This is a genomic window from Kibdelosporangium banguiense, from assembly GCF_017876405.1.
In the GTDB taxonomy this organism is placed as follows: domain Bacteria; phylum Actinomycetota; class Actinomycetes; order Mycobacteriales; family Pseudonocardiaceae; genus Kibdelosporangium; species Kibdelosporangium banguiense.
This window is the reverse complement of the sequence record NZ_JAGINW010000001.1, coordinates 5792743-5811419: the sequence shown is the minus strand read 5'-3', so window position 1 is coordinate 5811419 and position 18677 is coordinate 5792743. Positions and strand designations below refer to the sequence as shown.

The following is an 18677-nucleotide window of genomic DNA, read 5'->3' as shown; positions in this document are numbered from 1 at the left end:
TCGTGTACGAGAAAGATGGCGAGAAGTATTTCGTGGTCGACGGCCACACCCACTTCTGGGACGCGAGCCCGCAGAACTGGGTGGCCGGCCAGGAGCAGTACGCCAAGGGCTGGATCGAGTGCTTCCACGCCTACCAGGGACTGGGGCCCGCCGAGACCCACTGGTCCATCGAGGATTTCATGAAGTACCCCGAAGAAAGGATGATGAAGGACCTCTTCGACGACGGTCACGTCGACATCGCCATCTTCCAGCCGACGAATCTCCGCCAGTGGTACAAGGAGGGCTTCAACACCACCGAGGCCAACGGTGCCATGGCCGAACGGCACCCCGGCAAGTTCATCGTCAACTCCACCTTCGACCCGAGGGAGGGAGAAGACGGCCTGAAGACCTTTTCCGAGCGTGTCAAGCGCTGGAACTGCAAGGGAGTAAAGCTCTACACAGCCGAGTGGCGCGGTGACTCCCGCGGCTGGAGCCTGAAGTCCCCTGACGCGGCTCGCTACCTGGAGAAGGCGCAGGAGCTGGGCGTGAAGAACATCCACGTCCACAAAGGCCCGACCATCTGGCCGCTGGACAAGGACGCGTTCGACGTGTCCGATGTGGATTACGCGGCGACGAACTTCCCCGAGCTGAACTTCATCGTGGAGCACGTCGGCCTGCCGCGCATCGAGGACTTCTGCTTCATGGCGACCCAGGAGCCCAATGTATACGCGGGTCTTTCCGTGGTCGTCGGCGGCCTGATGCACGCACGACCCAGGTTCTTCGCCAAGGTGATGGGCGAGCTGATGTTCTGGCTCGGTGAGGACCGGCTGGTCTTCGGTGCCGACTACGCCATCTGGGAACCGAAGTGGCAGGTGGAGGGTTTCGTCGACTGGCAGATGCCCGACGGCGAGGAGTTCTCCGACTACGGCAAGCTCAGCATCGATCAGAAGAAGAAGATCTTGGGTCTGAATGCCGCCCGGCTGTACGACATCGACATTCCGGCCGAGCTGCAGCCCGTGGCGGAAGAGCCAGCCGTTGAGCCGGTTGGTGTCCCGTCGTGACTGGCGCGCTCCAGGCCCAGACTGCTTTGCACGGAGCAGTCTGGGCCGCGCTGGGCACAGTTCTGGACCCGGAACTCGACGAACCGCTGACCGATTTGGGGTTTGTATCACACTGCGGGGTCTCCGACTCCGGCTCAGTCACAGTGCGGCTGCGGCTCCCGACGTACTTCTGTGCGCCGAACTTCGCTTTCCTGATGGTCGCCGACGCGTATGACGCCGTGACCGCCGTGCCAGGAGTGCGGAGTGTGGACGTTCAACTGCTCGATCACTTCGCGTCCGATGTGATCAACAACGGTGTGGCCCAGCAGAAGGGTTTCGTGCAGTCCTTCGAGGGCGAAGCCGTGCAGGAATTGCATTCCCTACGTGCCGACTTTCTGCGCAGAGCGGTGCTGGCCGGGACCGACCGCGTCTGCCGCTCACTGCGTGTACCACCTGACTCTCTCGTCGGGATGACTCTCGGAGAGATTGCACCGAGCGCGGACCTGTCCCGGCTCCGGGCCCGCAGGCAAGCGCTTGGTCTGCCGTGCACAGACCAGGACCCGCTGCTCATCGATCCCGCGGACGGGACCGCGATCCCGGCGATGGACCTGCGCAGGCATCTCGGTCTGGCGCGGGTCACCAGGGTCAGCCAGGAAGCCAATTCCGGAGTGTGCCGAGGCATGCTCCGAGTTCGATATTCGTCTTCGGAGGAGGACTCATGAAGGCCGTCCGGCTGCATGCCTACCATCAGCAGCCCGTCGTGCAGGACGTGCCCGAACCAGGCGTCAAGGGACCGTTCGACGTTGTGGTGAAGATCGGCGGGGCAGGTGTGTGCCGTACCGATCTGCATATCATCGAAGAGCAATGGGCCGAGAAGTCCGGCGTGACCCTGCCTTACACGATCGGGCACGAGAACGCGGGCTGGGTTCACGAGATCGGTTCCGCGGTGTCCAATGTGGCCGTCGGCGATACGGTCATCCTGCATCCGACACCGACGTGCGGGCTGTGCCAGGCGTGCCGCGCGGGCGACGACATGCATTGTGTCAACAGCACTTTCCCGGGGATCAACACCGACGGTGGTATGGCCGAGTACCTGCTGACGTCCGCACGTGCATGCATCAAGTTGAACCCCTCGACTCGACCCGAAGACGTCGCCGCGCTGGCCGATGCAGGGATCACCGCCTACCACGCGGTTCGCAAGGCAGTTCCGTTGCTGTATCCAGGAACGGTTTGTGTTGTCAACGGGGCCGGTGGGCTCGGGCATATCGGTATTCAGGCGCTGGCCGCGCTGACCGCGACCACGATCATTGTGGTGGATCGCAATGAGGATGCACTGAAGCTTGCCTCCACATTGGGTGCCGATCACACTGTTGTGGCTGATGGCAAACACGTGGCAGCCGTGCTCGACTTGACCTCTGGTAACGGCGCCGAGGTCGTTCTGGACTTCGTGGCCGAGCAAGGCGCACAGCAGGACGCGTTCGCCATGACCCGGCGTGCCGGTTCGCATTTCGTGATCGGCTACGGCAGCAATATCGACATCCCGACGATCGACATCATCTCGACCGAGCGCAACGTCATCGGCAACCTGGTCGGGACGTACAACGACCTGGCCGAGCTGATGGTGCTGGCGCAAGCAGGCAAGGTCACCTTGCACACCAGGCAGTACCCGTTGGACGCCGCGCTTGACGCGCTGGCCGACCTCGATGCCGGCCGGGTCCGCGGCCGAGCGATTCTCACGCCGTGACATAAGGAGTTCGACTGTGGCGAAGGAACTACGCTTCGGCTCGGAAGCCCGTAACCACCTGCTCGCCGGGGTGGACAAGCTCGCCGACGCGGTGAAGTCGACGCTGGGCCCCAAGGGCCGCAACGTGATCATCGAGAAGATCACCGGTTCGCCGGTCGTGACCAACGACGGTGTCACGATCGCGCGGGAGATCCACCTGAAGAACCAGTTCGAGAACATGGGTGCGCAGCTGGTGAAAGAGGCTGCCATCAAGACCAACGACGTGGTCGGCGACGGTACGACCACCGCCACCGTCCTCGCTCAGGCAATCGTCCGCGAGGGCATGCAGGCGATCAACTCCGGCGCCAACCCCGTCCTTGTCAAGCGTGGAATCGATCTCGCAGTCGGAAAACTGGTGTCATACCTGGAATCCGTCGCCCACCCTGTCGCGTCCGAACAGGACTACGCTCGAGTCGCGGCGATCTCCGCCAACGACGATGACAGCGTCGGCGAGGTCATCGGCACGGCACTGCACACTGTCGGCGATGGCGGCGTGGTGACCGTCGAGGAGTCGCCGCGAATCGGGATGTCGGTCGACTTCGTGGAGGGCTTCGAGTTCGACAACGGCTACATTTCACCCTATCTGGTGACCGACCCCGGCCGTCTCGAAGCTGTCATCGACGACCCGTACATCCTGATGTGCAGCGAGAAGGTGACCAAGGTCCAGGACCTCATGCCGGTGCTCGACAAGATCATGCGCGCGCCCCGGCCGTTGGTGCTGATCGCCGAGACCGTCGAGGGCACGGCGCTCTCGATGCTGGTGCACAACCACGTCAACGGCAACTTCCAGGCGGTCGCGGTCCGTGCCCCCGGCTTCGGTGACCGTCGTCTGCACAAACTCGAGGACTTGGCTGCGGTGGTCGGCGGCTCAGTGCTGTCCCGCCAATCCGGCTTCACCATGCAGAACATGACGCTGGACCAGATGGGCCGCGCCAAACAAGTCCGCGTCACGGAGAACACAACCACCATCGTCGACGGCTACGGCACACCGTCAGATGTCGAATTCCGCGTCACCCAACTGCGCGCCGAACTGGAACGCGCCCAGTTCGGCGTGGACGAGGAAGTCCTCACCGAACGAATCGGCGCCCTGACAGGAAAAGTCGCTGTCATCAAAGTCGGCGCGGCCACCCCTGCCGAACTGAAGGAGTTGCAGCACCGCGTCGAGGACGCCTTGTCCGCGACCCGCGCCGCCATGGCAGAGGGAATCGTCGCCGGCGGCGGCGCAGCCCTCCTGCACTCAGCACATGTACTCGACGACTTGCAGCTCTCAGGCGACTACGCGATCGGCGCCGGCATAGTCCAACGCGCCCTTTCCGAACCCGCCTTCCTGATCGCCGCGAACGCCGGCCACCAAGCAGCCGACGTCCTCGCCCAATCCAAGCAGATGGGCCCCGACGAAGGCTTCGACGCCCTGCACGAACGCTACGGAAACATGGTCGAAATGGGCATCATCGACCCCCTGAGAGTCTGTCGATCCGCCCTGCAGAACGGAGCCTCAGTCGCCGGCCTGCTCCTGACCACAAACTCCCTCATCGCCGAGGAACAAACCCCATGGGGAGGCAGCGCAGCCCTGATGACCGAATTCGGCCCACTGGACGAAGGCCTCCACCAACCCTCCCCCGACTCCAGCACCCCCCAATCCCTAGGCCTGGGCCCCTCAGTCGGCTGAAGCCACCAGAGAACCCGCCCCAGCCCGCCGACGCCGCGGCGGCTGGGGCACCCAACCCAGGCCTCCGGCCCCCGGAATCCAGTCTACGGCGGGGTCTGACAGGTTTGGTGTTGTCGCAGGTCATGGCTGTGGCGGGCCGGTTCTGTCGGAGCCTGGGACTACGCTGGATTCCGGGGGACGAGGGCCACGCTGGACAAGATCATCGCGAGGGCCGGCATCGTGAATCCATCCATGCAGCTTCCCCGGAGGTGGGGCCGCCATGTCCACTGTGACTTCACCGCGGGCGAGAACGCGGACTGTGACCATGCTTGGGCCGGCGTTTGTGGCGGCTGTGGCGTATGTCGATCCTGGCAACTTCGCGACGAATATTACGGCGGGGGCTCAGTTCGGCTATGCCCTTGTCTGGGTTGTGGTGGCGGCGAACTTTGTGGCCATGCTTGTGCAGTATCTGTCCGCCAAGCTGGGGATTGCGACAGGGTCGGATCTGTCCGAGCAGTGCCGGGAGCGTTATCCGCGGCCGGTTACGCTTGGGCTTTGGGTTCAGGCGGAACTTGTTGCGATGGCGACGGATCTGGCCGAGTTCGTGGGCGCGGCTCTTGGCCTGTATCTCCTTTTTGGAGTGCCGTTGCCGGCCGCGGGGTTGATCACCGCGGTTGTCTCGTTCGGGTTGTTGGAGCTCACCCGACGGGGTTATCGGCCATTTGAGCTGGCGATCGCAGGACTCCTCGGGATTGTGTTCATGGGGTTCGCCTACTCGTTGGTTCAGGCTGGGAGTGCGCCTGATGCCCAAGCGCTTGTTCCGTTGGATACAGGCAACGACATGCTCGTGCTGGCTGTCGGCATTATCGGGGCGACGGTTATGCCGCATGTCATCTACCTGCATTCAGCACTCACGAAGGTTCGCAAGCTGCCCGCGACCAAGCAAGTCCTGAAGGCACAGCGGGTCGACGTGATGGTCGCACTCGGCACGGCCGGGCTGATCAACGTGGCGATGCTTGTGCTCGCGGCCGCGGTTCTGCCGGGGCTGGGTGACGCGGACCCGATCATGTTCGCGCACGAAGAACTCGGCCGGATGCTGGGTGGTGGTGCGGCGCTGGCGTTCGCGGTGGCGCTGCTGGCGAGCGGACTCTCGTCGTCCAGTGTGGGTACGTACGCGGGTCAGGTGGTGATGAGCGGCTTCATCCGGCGCAGCATCCCGCTTGTGGTCAGAAGAGGCGTCACGATGCTGCCCGCGCTGGTGGTCCTCAGCCTGGGCCTGCCGGTCACCGAAAGCCTGGTCATCTCGCAGGTGGTCCTGAGCTTCGGTATCCCGTTCGCCCTCATCCCCCTGGTCCTGCTGACCCGCAGACAAGACGTCATGGGCCGGTACGTCAACCGGAAGTCGACCACCATCGTCGCGGGACTCTGCGCGCTGGTGGTCACCGCTCTCAACCTCTACCTTGCAACGTCGGCGATCCTCGGTTGACCCGGTTGCACGACGGCCGATACGCCGCGATCAGCGAGTTGACGATCATTCCGCGATGCGCCGACGTTCCGCCAGGCACGTCGTAGCAGGCAATGTGCACCTTCCACTTCGAACCCGCGCGTGCGATCCAGCGGTGCGCCTGCGGATGCCGGAACGGAAAACCCTCGGCGTCCAACGAAGAACTCTGCCCGGCATAGATCACGGCGAACCGGTTGGGGGCGGCCTCGGACAGCACGGCGTACACGGCCGGCCGGGCGGGCGCGACCCACCCGGCCAGCAGTCGCGGCCCGTCGAACAGATAACCCACAAGGTTGATCATCGAGGCGTGTACCCCACAGTCTCATGCAAGCGAGAGCGCCGACGCCCCGTGACAGGACGCGGCCCAGACGGCGGACTCGGCACAATCTGCTCGGCGAATCCGTACAACAACGGCAAAGCGCTCGCCACCACACGGCCGGTCCGATTGATGTGCTCCACCCCGGGAACGATGTCCGAAGCGTGTCCCCGAACAGTTGCGACACGTTCGGCACACTCCGACAGATTCGAAGCGATCCGGGTCAGCAAGGACCCGATCCAGAACAAGAAGACCGCCAGCCCAGCGATGAGCAGCACAATCTCCACGACGGTCAGCACAATCAACGTGGTCACGATCCACCCTCCCGGGTCGAGGCGACCACCCGGCCGAGGAACAAGTGATGCCGCAATCCTTCAGCAAGCACAGCGTCCACAGACTCGGCAGTAGCGGGAATCAAAGCCGCCCGGGCGGTATTGGTACTGACCTCAGCCAGCGTGTCTCGCACCTCGGCCACCCGCCGGTCGATGATCTTCACGAAATACACGAGCAGGCTCAGCAACGCGACCACAGCGACAATCACCACCGCACCCAGGACGAGAATCACCGTCCAATAGGTCATCTCGGCTTCCGGCATCTCAGCCTCCCAGCCTTTCCCGGCCGCGCCGCAGCCCGGCCACAATCGTCGACGCGTGGTCCATTGTGGTCTCCAGCGCGGCAAGCGGCTCGGTGTTCACACGGGCCTCCTGCAAAGAAGCGTTGATCCGCGGCGCCTGCCGGCCGATCTTGTACGCCAGCACGATGATCGGCACCACCAACGCGACCACCACGAGCACGACCACGATCCCGATGATCAGTCCAAGGTTCCAGCCGGCCACCACAAACCCCCTCAGACCGTCTCGGTCCAGTCCCGCACCGGCTTCAATGTCGCGTTCACCGACCCGAGCCGAGCAGGAACTGTACTTGTCCGTGCGGCGATCGACGAAACACCGCCGACCACAGCCGCCAAAGTCCGGTGTATGTGCCGCAAATGCAGAATCACCCGCAGCAGCCCGATCCCGGCCCCGGCAATGATCAGAGCGGCGCCCACGAGCGTGACCCACGCGACGACTGGCATAACGTCCTCCTTCAGCCGTCCAGCAGTTTCTGCACGCTGCCCGCGTACCGAACCGCACCGACCTGAACTTCCTTGATGGTCTTGTCCGTCTCGGCGAGCAATCCCGGCACGGGTTCCAAAGCAGCGTCCAGAGCGGCCCCGTCAGCCAGAATCGAGTCGGCGGCCGACCGAATCCGTTCCAGGGCGGCAAGAATTCGATTGATCAGCACCAGCACCACCGGCAGCACGATCACGATCAGAGCAATCGCACCGATCCACCACAAGGTCATCGCGACCTCCCGAACATCCGGACGAAGAAGCGCTGCAATGCGGCGGCAGTCGCCTGCCACCAGATGCTGAAGCCCTTCGCCGGTGCGGTCGGTGCAATCCGTTGCTCACCGCGTTGCCACCGGGGAATGTCCTCGGCCACGTTCTCGGCAAACGTCTTCATCAACACCGCGGCGACGTCGGCGACCATGCCACGGCCGAACTGAGCAGCCGCCCCGGCGATCTCGACATCCTGTGACACGAGCACTTTCGTGCCCTTGCCGACGCGAACCAGGGTCGCCGTGACAGCCAAGCTGGCTTGGCCCTTGCCTTTCTCCTCAGCACCTTCCGCGTTCAACACGACTTTGCGCGCGGCTTCGTCCTTCGACACGATGTGCGCGGTCCCGGCGAACTGCATGGACACCGGCCCGAGCTTGGTGATGACGCGGCCCTTGTAGGTGTTGTCGTCCACGACCTCGGTGAGCTCGGCGCCAGGCAGGCACGGCGCCATCCGCGGCACGTCCAGCAGGTACATCCACACCTGGTCGACCGGCGCGGCAACCTCGAACTCGTTGTCGATACGCATCAGCTACCCCTGACCGGAGGCGCACCGGAGACGTCCTGCCCTGTCGTGATGGCCTCCCAGACCCGATCGGGCAGCAGCGGCATGTCGATGTTGCGAACCCCGGTGTCCGACAACGCGTCCATCACCGCGTTGACAAACGCGGCCGGCCCGCCGACAGCCGCGCACTCCCCGACGCCTTTGGCACCGATCGGGTGGTGCGGACACGGCGTGACGACCTCGTGCAGCTCGAAACCCGGTGTCTCCCAAGCTGTCGGCAACAGGTAGTCCATGTAGTTCGAGCCGACGCAGTTGCCTTGCGAGTCGAAGGTGATGAATTGCATGTTGGACATCGCGTAGGCCTCGGTGAGCCCGCCCATGATCTGCCCTTCGACAATCATGGGATTGATCCGAACCCCGCAGTCGTCCACGGCCACAGTCCGCAGCACGTCCCAGACGCCGGTCTCGGGGTCGACCTCGACTGTCACGATGTAGCAGGCGAACGGCCAGGTCAGGTTCGGCGGGTCGTAGTACGCGTTGTTCTCCAGGCCTGGTTCCATGCCGTCGGGCATGTTTCCGTATGCGGCCATCGCGCATTCCTGGATGCTCACGCCCCGCCCAGGCGCGCCGCGAACTGTGAACCGGCCCAGCTCCCACTCGATGTCCTCTTCGGACACCTCAAGCAGGTGCGCGGCGAGTTTCCGTGCCTTCGCCCGGATCTTGCGTGCCACCATCGCGACCGCGGCCCCGGCGACCGGCGTGCTCCGGGAGGCATAGGTTCCCATACCGAACGGCGCCGTGTCGGTGTCACCTTCCTCGACGGTCACGTCATCGGCGGGGATGCCCAGCTCGTGCGCGACGATCTGCGCCCACGTCGTCTCATGGCCCTGACCTTGGGTTTTCGCACCGGTACGCAAGATCGCCTTGCCGGTGGGGTGCACCCGCAGCTCGGCCGAGTCGAACATCTTGATGCCGAGAATGTCGTATTCACGGCTGTTGCCCGCACCCAGCGGCTCGGTCATCGTCGAGATCCCGATCCCCAGCCGCCGGCCACGCAGCCGCGCTGCCGCCTTGTCCTGCAGGAACGCCTCGTACCCGATTGCACTGAGGCCGAGGTCGAGGCATTTGTGGTATTGCCCCGAGTCGGTCAGGAAGCCGAACGGCGTGCGATACGGGAACTGATCGTCCCGGACCAGGTTCATCCGCCGGAACTCGACCGGATCCATCCCCAGGTCGATCGCTGCGGCGGCCATCAGCCGTTCCTGGAAGAACATCGCCTCGGTGACCCGGAACGAACACCGATAGGCCACGCCACCAGGCGCTTTGTTGGTGTACGCGCCGCGCGCCGTGATGTGTCCGACCGGGACGTCGTAGCACGCGAACGCCGAGTGCACGAGCCCGATCTTGAACTTGCTCGGCTGGGCGTCGGAGAAGAACGCGCCCTGATCGGTGTCCGCGTGGAACCGGACGCCCAGGATCTTGCCGTCCCGGCGCAATGCCAGTTCACCGTCGAAGTACATATCCCTGGCGAACCCGGTCGAGATCAGATTGCCCGTCTTGTCCTCGGACCATTTGACCGGTTTGCCCAGCAGGATCGAGCACAGGATCGAGCAGACGTACCCCGGATACACCGGGACCTTGTTGCCGAATCCGCCGCCGATGTCCGGCGAGACAATCCGGATCATGTGCTCGGGCAGTTCGGCCACCAGCGCGACCGCCGCCCGGATGATGTGCGGGGCCTGAGTGGTCATGTACACGGTCAGCTTGCCGGTGGCCGGGTTGTAGTCCGCGACGGATCCACAGCATTCGATCGGCGACGGGTGCGACCTCGGGTAGTGCAGCTTCATCCGGGACACCACGTCGGCCTGGGCGAACGCCCGGTCGGTGGCCTCCTTGTCACCGACCTCCCACTGGTAGCAGACGTTGCCGGTCTGGCCTTCCTTGTCGTCCCGGATGATCGGAGCATCTTCAGCAAGCGCTTGCTTCGGACTCACGATCGCCGGCAATTGCTCGTACTCGACGACGATCGCCTCACAACCGTCCTTGGCGATGTACGGGTTGTCGGCGACCACGCAGGCCACTTCCTGCCCCTGGAACCGGACTTTGTCGGTGGCCAGGACCGCCTGGGTGTCATAGGACAGTGTCGGCATCCACGCCAGATTGCGTTGCGCGGCCATCTCTCCGGTCAGCACCATCCGTACACCCGGGATCTGCCAGGCTTTGGAGGCGTCGATGGACTTGATCCGCGCGTGCGCCACCGGGCTGCGCAGGATCTCCATGTACAGCATGCCGGGCAGGACGATGTCATCGGTATAGTTGCCGCGGCCACGGATGAACCGGTCGTCCTCGACCCGCTTGCGACTCGCACCGAGACCGCCGATCTTGACCTCGTCAATGGTCATGACGTGCCCCGCATCTTGTCCGCCGCCCACAGGACGGCCTTCACGATGTTCTGATAGCCGGTGCAACGGCAGAGATTGCCCGACAACGCCCAGCGGACCTCTTCCTCGGTCGGGTCCGGATTGCGCTCGAGCAAAGCCATCGCGGACAGCATCATCCCGGGCGTGCAGAATCCACATTGGAGGCCGTGTTCCTGACGGAACCCCTCCTGCACGGGATGCAGCTCACTTGCCGAAGCCATACCCTCCACTGTGGTCACTTCGTGCCCGTCGGCCTGGACGGCGAGCATCGTGCACGACTTGATCGGCTTCTTGTCCACGAGCACAGTGCACGCGCCACAATTGGTTGTGTCACAGCCGATGTGGGTACCAGTCAAGCCGAGCCCGGCCCGCAAAAGATGAGCCAGCAGGACGCGCGGTTCGATCTCCACAGTCCGCTGCTCGCCGTTGACAGTGATCGTCACACGCCGTTCGGTGATCGTCTCCGGACGGATCTCCCGCAGATATCCAGTCATCTCACGCCGCCTCAACCAGGCTTGACGACAGCCCACGCGTGACAAAAGCCTTGACCACCTGGCGTTTGTAGGCCGCGCTGCCACGATGATCAGTCCTGGGCTCGGCCGCTTGCGCCGCCAGCCGTGCCGCCTCCGCGACCACGTCCGGCTCCAGTGTGGTTCCGGCCAGAACACGTTCGGCTTCGACGGCCTTGATGTTGTTCGGCCCCACACCGGTCAACGCGATCCCGGCGCCGGCCACCTTGCCGCCGTTGATCTCCAGCGCGACCGCGACCCCCACTGTGGCGAAGTCGCCCACGCGTCTTTCCAGCTTGAGATATCTGCCGACGCGTGTCCCGGCCGCCGCCGGAACACGTGCCTCGACAGCGATCTCACCAGGTTCCAGCGCTGTCTGGAATGGACCGAGAACGAACTCGGCCATCGGGATGGCACGCCGACCTGCCGCGCTGGCCACAAGTATCTCCGCGTTGAGGGCAAGCATGACCGAGGCCCAGTCGCCTTGCGGATCCGCATGGCAGACCGATCCCACGAGGGTGCCCCGGTTGCGCACGAGCGGATCGGCGATCAACGGGGCGGCCGCGGCCATGGTGGGCTGCCGATCTCTCAACTCCGCGGAGAACTCCAGGTCGGCGTGCCGGCAGAGGGCCCCAACGCGCAGGACACCGTCGGCGTCCACGTCGTGGTAGTCCAGCCCGGGCACACCGTTGATGTCCACGAGCACTTCGGGCGCGGCGAACCGCAGCTTGATCATCGGCACCAGACTCTGGCCACCGGCAAGCACTTTCGCCTCGTCACCGTAACTTCGCATCAGCTCGAGCGCCTCGTCGAGCGACCGAGGCGCCTCGTACCGGAACTGGGACGGGTACATCACCCCTCCTCGTCGGGCACGGCGACCGGCAGCGACTCGTCGGAGGGGTCGGGCCGCGGCTCCTGGTGCGGCGGCCACGGCCCAGCGACGGGCCGGCTCGCTACCTTGAGCCATCGGACCACCGCCGGGAACGCCTCGGGCGGGTTCTCGATCATCTCGTACAGGCGCGGATTGCCGGCCGACTCGTTCGCCATTGAAGGCGCCTCCTCGCAGGGACCTCCGGGCTGACAAACCCATGGTCGTCAGGCCGTGACGGAGAGGCAATCCGCGGCTAAGCCTTTGCTTATTGCCGGAGCTCAGCTCCACAATGTGACGTAGACGGGCGGCTTGAACCTCGATGGCAGCACCCCTGCGCCGGGCTCACGCATCACGCGCAGTGCAGTCGCTGTGGACAGGAAGTGCCTGAAGGTCTCCGCGGCGATCGATCTCCGCTCCGGTGTCAATGTCGTCAGGTACCAAACGGATTCGGCCGGTGTGACCGATGTGTTCACTACCTGCAGCTCACCGCGGCGTAGGCGTGCGGTGATCAGGTGGGCCGGGGCAATCGCGACGCCCTGACCGTCGGCCGCTGCCGCCCAGGCTGCGGTCTGGCTGGGGAACACCCGGATGCGTTCGTCCGGGACACGCAGCCGGCGCAGCAGTTTCCCGATGTCACCGGCTGGATCGGTGGCCGACGAATCAGCCAGCCAGATCCAGCGGGCCGGGCCGCCCGGCGGCCTCGAACCGGTGACCACGACAAGCCTGGTCCGGAAGACCGGTTCGCTCACGGTGTCCTCACTGGGCCCGAACCCCGGTCCCAGCGCGACATCCGCGAACCTGTTGGCCAGCAGGACCGGCATCTCCCCGGTGGCCGCGCCGCCCGCCGAGGCATCGATCCTGCGACCAGGTCGTTCGCTGAACGCGGTGACCAACGGCGTCGCCACGAACTCCAGCAGCGTGCTGGACGCGACCACGCGCAACTGGTCCGGAATGCCTTTGCCGGTCCGGACCGCCTGCTCGGCGTCCGCACCGAGCGCGACCATCTGGGACGCGACAGGCAGCAGACGGCTGCCCGCAGTGGTCAGCCGCATCGTCGGGCCGGCACGCTCCACCAAGGAATCACCGAACTGATGCCGCAACGCACCGAGCGCCTGCGACACCGCCGGTTCACTCACGCCAAGCGCGCACGCTGCGGCTTTGACCGAGCCAAGCCGGGCCACCAGCACAAACGCACTCAACTGGGTGAGCGTCATACGAACATTCTCGCCCTGAATGCCTCGTGGTGGCGCGCTCTTAAGCGAATACTTATCGCCACATTGCTCCACCCGCGCGCCAGATCGCACCTTGGGAGGACCTATGCAAGTGCCGGCACCGTTTCAGTACCAGAAAGCAGCCAGCGTGGAGCACGCGCTGACGCTGCTGGCTCAGTATGGAACCGAGTCGATGGTGGTCGCCGGCGGGCACAGCCTGCTGCCGATGATGAAACTGCGCCTGGCCCATCCCGAGGCACTGATCGACATCAACGGCCTTGACCTGGCCGACATCCGGCTTGTGGATTCCAGGCTCCGTATCGGTGCGCTTGTCCGGCACGCCGCCCTGTTGTCATCCTCCTTGGCAGGCACACATCTGCCGATCCTGCACGACGCCGAACGGGTGATCGCCGATCCGATTGTCCGCAATCGTGGCACTGTGGGCGGTTCACTCTGTCAGGCCGACCCGTCAGAGGACCTTTCGGCCGCATTCGCCGCGCTCCGGGCGTCATTGATCGCGGTCGGCCCGGCCGGCAAACGAACGATCCCCGCCCGTGATTTCTTCACCGGGCCGTACGAGACTGCTTTGGACCACGGTGAATTACTGACCGAGATCCAGGCTCCTGTCGGGAAAGCCAGCGCTTACGTCAAAGTGGAACGCCGGGCCGGTGACTGGGCCGTCGGCGCTGCTTGTGCCGTGCTCACGATCTCGGCTGACGGGATCGTCACCGATGCCGGAATCGGTCTGGCCGCTTTGGGTGCCACCCGATTCGTGGCTGCCGAGGCAGAGGACTTCCTGTGTGGCGGACCGGCGACTGAGGAGAGGTTCGCAGAGGCCGGGAAGATTGCTGCCGAGCACTGCAATCCGTCAGCCGACCAACGCGGGCCTGTCGTGTACAAACGGCACCTCGCCGGCGAACTGACCACTCGAGCGCTGCGGCTGGCCGCAAGTCGGGCGGCGTGACATGCAGATCACGGTGACCGTGAACGGCCGGGAGTACGTACGTGAGGTCGAGCCCCGGCTGCTGCTCGTGCATTTCCTGCGTGATCACCTGGAATTGACCGGCACCCATTGGGGTTGTGACACTTCGAACTGCGGCGTCTGCGTGGTCCATCTCGACGGCGTGCCGGTGAAGTCGTGCACGGTACTCGCGGTGATGGCCGATGGCCAGGACATCCGGACAGTCGAAGGGCTTTCCTGGGGCGCCGAACTCGATCCGGTTCAGCGTGGCTTCATCGAGTGTCACGGATTGCAGTGCGGGTTCTGCACATCCGGGATGATGATGACCGCGCGCTGGCTGCTGGACACCAATCCCGACCCGTCCGAGCAGGACATCCGGGAGGCGTTGGCCGGGCAGCTCTGCCGTTGCACGGGGTACGAGAACATCGTGAAAGCCGTGCGTTGGGCGGCCGAATCGTGAGCGCCAACGGATCGCCGATGGGTTTCGGCCGGATGCGCCGCAAAGAAGACGCCCGGTTCGTCCGGGGCCGTGGTACCTATGTCGACGATGTCCGGCTTCCCGGAATGCTGCACGGCGCCGTGCTACGAAGTCCACTCGCGCACGCCCGAATCGAGTCGATCGACACCACCGCGGCTGAGGCTCACCCGAAAGTGCAAGCCGTAATCACCGCATCGGAGTTGGCGGAACGGGGATTGGCGTGGATGCCGACACTCTCCTATGACACACAGGCCGTGCTGGCGTCGGACAAGGTGCGGTTCCAGGGCCAGGAAGTCGCGTTTGTCGTGGCCGAGGACCACTATGCCGCCCGGGACGCGCTGGCCTTGATCGATGTCGAGTACTCCCCTCTGCCGGTTGTCGCCGACGCCGGGACTTCGCTGGACGAGTCCACTGTGGTCATCCGAGACGACTTGAAAGACAAGCAGGACAACCGCATCTTCGACTGGGAAGCAGGCGACAAGGCGTCGACCGACGCGGTGTTCGCAAAAGCCGATGTCGTTGTGGCGCAGGACGTGCTCTATCCCCGCGTGCACCCGGCACCGCTGGAGACGTGCGGGATCGTCGCCGATTTCGACCCCATCGCCGAGAAGCTCACAGCATGGTCGACGACCCAGGCGCCGCACGCACACCGCACGCTGCTCGCGTCGGTCCTCGGCATTCCGGAGCACCGGATCAGGGTGATCTCGCCGGATGTCGGTGGCGGATTCGGCAACAAGGTCCCGATCTATCCGGCGTACCTCTGCGCGGTGGTCGGCTCGATGATCACCGGACGGCCGGTGAAATGGGCCGAGGACCGCTCCGAGAACCTGATGACCAGCGCTTTCGCCCGTGACTACCATATGCGCGGCGAGATCGCGGCCACCTCGGACGGCAAGATCCTGGGCCTGCGGGTGCGGGTTCTGGCCGACCACGGCGCGTTCAACTGCACTGCCCAGCCCACCGATTATCCGGCCGGGTTCTTCCACATTGTCACCGGTTCCTACGACCTGCAGGCCGCCCACTGCGAAGTGACCGGCGTGTACACCAACAAAGCACCGGGCGGGGTGGCGTACGCGTGTTCGTTCCGCATCGCCGAGGCTTCCTACCTGGTCGAACGACTCGTCGACATGCTGGCTCTGGAACTGGATACCGACCCCGCGGAATTGCGGATGCGGAACCTGCTCAGGCCAGGGCAGTTTCCGTATGTCTGCCCGACCGGCTGGGAGTACGACTCCGGCAACTACCCCGCCGCACTGGAACTCGCCATGAAGACCGCCGGCTATGAGGCCTTACGTGCCGAGCAGGCCGCGAAACGCGAACGCGGCGAGTACATGGGCATCGGGATCAGCTGTTTCACCGAGGCGGTCGGAGCCGGGCCCCGCAAGCACATGGACATTCTCGGCCTGGGCATGGCCGACGGCTGTGAACTGCGTATTCACCCAACCGGGTCGGCTGTACTCAGAATTTCCGTGCAATCGCAGGGACAAGGCCACGAGACCACGTTCGCCCAGATCGTGGCGCACGAACTGGGAATCAGCCCGGACGAGGTCGAAGTCGTGCACGGCGACACCGACCAGACGCCGTTCGGCCTGGGAACCTACGGCTCCCGCTCGACCCCGGTGTCCGGAGCGGCCGCGGCTGTGGCGGCGCAACGGGTCCGGGAACGGGCCAAGCTGGTCGCGTCGGCAATGCTCGAAGTCAGCCCGTCGGACCTGGATTGGGAACGCGGCCGCTGGTTTGTCCGGGGTGCCCCGACAATCGGCCGGACCATCACCGAGATCGCCGCTGCCGCGCACTCTTCTTTGGAACTCCCGGACGGTGTCGAAGGGCATCTGGACGCCAGTTGCGTCTACAACCCGCCGAACCTGACGTTCCCGTATGGCGCCTACATCTGCGTTGTGGACGTCGATCCCGGAACCGGCCAGGTGAAGGTCCGGCGGTTCATCGCCGTCGACGACTGTGGTACCCGGATCAATCCGACCATTGTGGAGGGTCAGATCCACGGCGGCCTGGCCGACGGCATCGGAATGGCGTTGATGGAGCTGATGGCCTTCGACTCGGACGGCAACTGCCTCGGCGGCTCCTTCATGGACTACCTGCTGCCCACCTCAGTCGAGTGCCCGCCGTGGGAACTGGGCGAGATGGTCACCCCGTCACCGCATCATCCCCTTGGGGCAAAGGGGATCGGCGAATCGGCCACCGTCGGGTCACCGGCCGCGGTCGTCAACGCGATCATGGACGCACTGAAACCCTTCGATGTCCGGCATGCCGACATGCCCCTGACGCCCGCGGCGGTGTGGTGCGCGATCCAGGGCCGGCCGCTTCGCAGCGACCTGGCGATCGAATAAGGAGGCGGTCAATGTTCGACCGGGTGGACACATTGCGCTCCGGCCGCACCCCGTTCGTGGTGGCGACAGTCGTCCGGGCCGAACGCCCGACCAGCGCGAAGCCAGGCGATCGCGCGGTCGTACTGGCCGACGGATCAATGGAGGGTTTCGTCGGCGGCAGCTGCGCGGAATCAACAGTGCGCACCCAGGGCATGCGCCTGCTCCAATCCGGCGAATCGACCCTGTTGCGAATCACTCCGACCGCTTGCGCCGAGACAGTCACCGAGGGCCTGGTCACGGTCGGAAACCCATGTCTGTCAGGCGGTTCGCTGGATATCTTCCTCGAAGCCGTGCTGCCACCCAAGCTGGTGTACGTACTCGGTGACGCTCCGGTCGCCCGTGCACTCGTAAAGGTCGGCAGGGCACTTGGCCACGACGTCCAGCAAGTTTCGTCAACCGCGGAAGTCCCCACCGACCTCACAGCTCTGATCGTCGCCTCCCATGGCCACGACGAAACCGAACCTTTGCTCGCCGCCTTGCACGCCAACGTCTCGTACATCGGTCTCGTCGCCAGCCCTCGCCGAGGCCGCGCGGTCCTCGAATCCATGGACATCACCGACGACCAACGCCACCGCGTGCACACCCCCGCAGGCCTCGACATCGGTGCGCGCACACCCTCTGAGATCGCTCTTTCCATCTACGCCGAACTGCTCACCGAACACCCGGCAATCACCGTCGCACCCCCGGTCATCGACCACTGCCACCCGGTCTGATCAACTCCACAAGGTCACGTAGACCGGCGGCCGGAACTTCGCGGGCGGAAGGCCGGAGCCGGGTTCACGCATGACCCGCATTGCCGCCGCACCATGCAAGAACTGCAGGAATGACTCGGCTGCGGCGGATCGGCGTTCCGGGGAGAGTGTGGTGGCGTACCAGGTCGTGTCCATGGGCGTGACGGGCGTTTGCACCGCGCGGAGTTCACCGCGACGGATCTGAGCGTGGACAAGATGAGCGGGCGCCGGAGCAATGCCCGCACCATCAGCAGCGGCCGCCCAGGCAGCGGTCTGGCTCGGGTAGACGCGGATTCGGGTGTCGTCGACGTTCATCCGGCTCAGCAGTCGTGCGCAGTCACTTCCCGGATCGGTGCCCGAAGGCCCGACAAGCCAGTTGGGATTACGGACCGGTCCGCCCGTGACGACTATCAGGTGGGTCCGGAAGATCGGTTCGCTGACGAGCTCCATGTCGCCGCCCAGATCAGGGCCGATCGCGACATCCGCGAACCGGTTCGCCACCAGCACTGCCAGTTCGTCGCTGGCGGCCACGCCCGCACTGGAGGTGATGTCGCGGGACGTGAACGCCTCGAGCAATGGCGGCGTCACGAACTCGACGATTGTGCTCGATGCGACCACGCGCAATTCCTCAGGTGCACCGAGACCGCTCCGAACGGCTGCCTGCGCGTCAGCGCCCAATGAGACCAGCTTCGAGGCAATCGGAAGCAATCGCCCACCGGCCGGTGTGAGCTGCATGGCCTGCCCCGACCGGACAATGAGCTGATCATCGAACTGCTGCCGCAGGGAGCTCAACGCCTGGGAAACCGCGGGTTCGCTCACACCGAGGGCGTCGGCCGCGGCCTTCACCGAACCGAGCCGGGCCACCAGCACGAACGTACCGAGCTGGGTGAGCGTCATACACAAGGATGCTACGGCGTTAGGCCGGTCGGCGGAGTCGCTCGTTAAGGGAATGCTTA

Annotated in this window: 22 protein-coding genes; 9 read left to right on the top strand and 13 right to left on the bottom strand. The window is 64.9% G+C overall.

The annotated features are described in order from the left end of the window. The first annotated feature begins 2 nt into the window (after nt 1-2). The 5 genes from JOF56_RS27345 to JOF56_RS27325 all read left to right on the top strand — a co-directional run bounded on the left by JOF56_RS27345 (nt 3) and on the right by JOF56_RS27325 (nt 5936). Entirely contained in the window at nt 3-1040 is a 1038-nt protein-coding gene (locus JOF56_RS27345) for an amidohydrolase family protein (RefSeq protein ID WP_209642365.1), read from the top strand. Next, nucleotides 1037-1741 carry a metal-sulfur cluster assembly factor gene (locus JOF56_RS27340; protein ID WP_209642364.1) on the top strand — a complete coding sequence of 235 codons (705 nt, stop codon included), beginning with the start codon at nt 1037-1039 and terminating at the stop codon, nt 1739-1741. The genes JOF56_RS27345 and JOF56_RS27340 overlap by 4 nt, the downstream gene beginning before the upstream one ends. Further along, entirely contained in the window at nt 1738-2763 is a 1026-nt protein-coding gene (locus tag JOF56_RS27335) for an NAD(P)-dependent alcohol dehydrogenase (protein ID WP_209642363.1), read from the top strand. The genes JOF56_RS27340 and JOF56_RS27335 overlap by 4 nt, the downstream gene beginning before the upstream one ends. Nucleotides 2764-2779: 16 nt before the next feature. After that, a complete protein-coding gene (gene groL, locus JOF56_RS27330) occupies nt 2780-4471 on the top strand; it encodes a chaperonin GroEL (protein ID WP_209642362.1) in 1692 nt (563 codons plus the stop codon). A gap of 259 nt (nt 4472-4730) precedes the next feature. Continuing rightward, nucleotides 4731-5936 (top strand): Nramp family divalent metal transporter, encoded by a 1206-nt coding sequence (locus JOF56_RS27325; protein ID WP_209642361.1) that lies wholly within the window; start codon nt 4731-4733, stop codon nt 5934-5936. Here the strand turns inward: JOF56_RS27325 and JOF56_RS27320 are convergent. From JOF56_RS27320 to JOF56_RS27265, 12 genes are all read right to left on the bottom strand, one after another. Then, entirely contained in the window at nt 5899-6255 is a 357-nt protein-coding gene (locus JOF56_RS27320) for a hypothetical protein (protein WP_209642360.1), read from the bottom strand. The two genes, JOF56_RS27325 and JOF56_RS27320, sit on opposite strands and share 38 nt — an antisense overlap. Then, nucleotides 6252-6584 (bottom strand): hypothetical protein, encoded by a 333-nt coding sequence (locus JOF56_RS27315; RefSeq protein ID WP_307855277.1) that lies wholly within the window; start codon nt 6582-6584, stop codon nt 6252-6254. Before JOF56_RS27315 ends, JOF56_RS27320 begins: the two co-directional genes overlap by 4 nt. Further along, nucleotides 6581-6865, bottom strand: a complete 285-nt coding sequence (locus tag JOF56_RS27310) for a hypothetical protein (RefSeq protein ID WP_209642359.1) — start codon at nt 6863-6865, stop codon at nt 6581-6583. Before JOF56_RS27310 ends, JOF56_RS27315 begins: the two co-directional genes overlap by 4 nt. Nucleotide 6866: 1 nt before the next feature. Further along, nucleotides 6867-7106, bottom strand: coding sequence for a hypothetical protein (locus tag JOF56_RS27305; RefSeq protein ID WP_209642358.1), 240 nt, complete (start codon nt 7104-7106; stop codon nt 6867-6869). An 11-nt stretch (nt 7107-7117) separates the two neighbouring features. Beyond that, on the bottom strand, nt 7118-7345 hold the full coding sequence (locus JOF56_RS27300) for a hypothetical protein (RefSeq protein WP_209642357.1): 228 nt from the start codon (nt 7343-7345) through the stop codon (nt 7118-7120). Nucleotides 7346-7356: 11 nt separating this feature from the next. Next, entirely contained in the window at nt 7357-7614 is a 258-nt protein-coding gene (locus JOF56_RS27295) for a hypothetical protein (RefSeq protein ID WP_209642356.1), read from the bottom strand. Next, nucleotides 7611-8177 carry an SRPBCC family protein gene (locus JOF56_RS27290; RefSeq protein ID WP_209642355.1) on the bottom strand — a complete coding sequence of 189 codons (567 nt, stop codon included), beginning with the start codon at nt 8175-8177 and terminating at the stop codon, nt 7611-7613. Before JOF56_RS27290 ends, JOF56_RS27295 begins: the two co-directional genes overlap by 4 nt. Further along, nucleotides 8177-10555 carry an aerobic carbon-monoxide dehydrogenase large subunit gene (locus tag JOF56_RS27285; RefSeq protein WP_209642354.1) on the bottom strand — a complete coding sequence of 793 codons (2379 nt, stop codon included), beginning with the start codon at nt 10553-10555 and terminating at the stop codon, nt 8177-8179. Before JOF56_RS27285 ends, JOF56_RS27290 begins: the two co-directional genes overlap by 1 nt. Beyond that, entirely contained in the window at nt 10552-11067 is a 516-nt protein-coding gene (locus JOF56_RS27280) for a (2Fe-2S)-binding protein (RefSeq protein ID WP_209642353.1), read from the bottom strand. Before JOF56_RS27280 ends, JOF56_RS27285 begins: the two co-directional genes overlap by 4 nt. Nucleotide 11068: 1 nt before the next feature. Further along, the gene (locus JOF56_RS27275; RefSeq protein WP_209642352.1) at nt 11069-11935 is read right to left on the bottom strand and encodes an FAD binding domain-containing protein; all 867 of its coding nucleotides are present in this window, start codon (nt 11933-11935) and stop codon (nt 11069-11071) included. After that, nucleotides 11935-12129, bottom strand: a complete 195-nt coding sequence (locus JOF56_RS27270) for a hypothetical protein (RefSeq protein WP_209642351.1) — start codon at nt 12127-12129, stop codon at nt 11935-11937. Before JOF56_RS27270 ends, JOF56_RS27275 begins: the two co-directional genes overlap by 1 nt. Nucleotides 12130-12231: 102 nt before the next feature. Continuing rightward, nucleotides 12232-13167, bottom strand: a complete 936-nt coding sequence (locus JOF56_RS27265; RefSeq protein ID WP_209642350.1) for a LysR family transcriptional regulator — start codon at nt 13165-13167, stop codon at nt 12232-12234. A 103-nt stretch (nt 13168-13270) separates the two neighbouring features. Between JOF56_RS27265 and JOF56_RS27260 the strand changes: the two genes are divergently transcribed. The 4 genes from JOF56_RS27260 to JOF56_RS27245 are packed head-to-tail and all read left to right on the top strand — an operon-like array spanning nt 13271 to nt 17703. Continuing rightward, a complete protein-coding gene (locus JOF56_RS27260; RefSeq protein ID WP_209642349.1) occupies nt 13271-14128 on the top strand; it encodes an FAD binding domain-containing protein in 858 nt (285 codons plus the stop codon). A gap of 1 nt (nt 14129) precedes the next feature. Continuing rightward, entirely contained in the window at nt 14130-14585 is a 456-nt protein-coding gene (locus tag JOF56_RS27255; protein WP_209642348.1) for a (2Fe-2S)-binding protein, read from the top strand. Nucleotides 14586-14602: 17 nt separating this feature from the next. Then, complete coding sequence (locus tag JOF56_RS27250; protein ID WP_209648509.1) at nt 14603-16951, top strand: aerobic carbon-monoxide dehydrogenase large subunit; 2349 nt, start codon at nt 14603-14605, stop codon at nt 16949-16951. Nucleotides 16952-16962: 11 nt separating this feature from the next. Then, nucleotides 16963-17703, top strand: coding sequence for an XdhC family protein (locus JOF56_RS27245; RefSeq protein ID WP_209642347.1), 741 nt, complete (start codon nt 16963-16965; stop codon nt 17701-17703). Here JOF56_RS27245 and JOF56_RS27240 read toward each other — a convergent pair whose 3' ends face one another. Beyond that, on the bottom strand, nt 17704-18618 hold the full coding sequence (locus JOF56_RS27240) for a LysR family transcriptional regulator (RefSeq protein WP_209642346.1): 915 nt from the start codon (nt 18616-18618) through the stop codon (nt 17704-17706). Nucleotides 18619-18677 lie beyond the last annotated feature (59 nt).